The sequence below is a fragment of the Escherichia sp. MOD1-EC7003 genome, assembly GCF_002965065.1.
Taxonomy (GTDB): Bacteria; Pseudomonadota; Gammaproteobacteria; order Enterobacterales; family Enterobacteriaceae; genus Escherichia.
This window is the reverse complement of sequence record NZ_PTRE01000233.1, coordinates 1-839: the sequence shown is the minus strand read 5'-3', so window position 1 is coordinate 839 and position 839 is coordinate 1. Positions and strand designations below refer to the sequence as shown.

Here is an 839-nt window from a genome sequence, read left to right as displayed (position 1 = left end):
AATTAGCCCAGAACTTTTGCTACAACGCCCGCGCCAACGGTACGGCCGCCTTCACGGATTGCGAAACGCAGACCGTCGTCCATCGCGATCGGGTGGATCAGGGTAACAACCATTTTGATGTTGTCGCCCGGCATTACCATCTCTACGCCTTCCGGCAGTTCGATAGTACCCGTCACGTCAGTAGTACGGAAGTAGAACTGCGGACGGTAGCCTTTGAAGAACGGAGTATGACGACCGCCTTCATCTTTGGACAGAATGTACACTTCAGATTCGAACTTGGTGTGCGGCTTGATGGTGCCCGGCTTAGCCAGTACCTGACCACGTTCGATTTCTTCACGTTTGATACCACGCAGCAGAACACCTACGTTCTCACCAGCACGGCCTTCGTCCAGCAGTTTGCGGAACATTTCAACGCCAGTACAGGTAGACTTCTGAGTCTCTTTGATACCAACGATTTCAACTTCTTCACCCACTTTGATGATACCGCGTTCTACACGACCGGTAACAACGGTACCACGACCGGAGATGGAGAATACGTCTTCGATCGGCAACAGGAACGGCTTGTCAATCGCACGCTCTGGTTCCGGAATGTAGGAATCCAGGAAGCCAGCCAGTTCCAGGATTTTCGCTTCCCACTCTGCGTCGCCTTCCAGCGCTTTCAGAGCAGAACCACGAACGATCGGAGTGTCGTCGCCCGGGAAGTCGTACTGAGACAGAAGTTCACGAACTTCCATTTCAACCAGTTCCAGCAGCTCTTCGTCATCAACCATGTCGCATTTGTTCAGGAACACGATGATGTACGGAACGCCTACCTGACGACCCAGCAGGATGTGCTCACG

Annotated in this window: 1 protein-coding gene; it reads right to left on the bottom strand. The window is 53.0% G+C overall.

The window, feature by feature from the left end:
* Window positions 1-2 precede the first annotated feature (2 nt).
* On the bottom strand, window positions 3-839 hold an 837-nt coding region (tuf, locus tag A7090_RS24365; protein WP_105275807.1), incomplete at its 5' end, for an elongation factor Tu.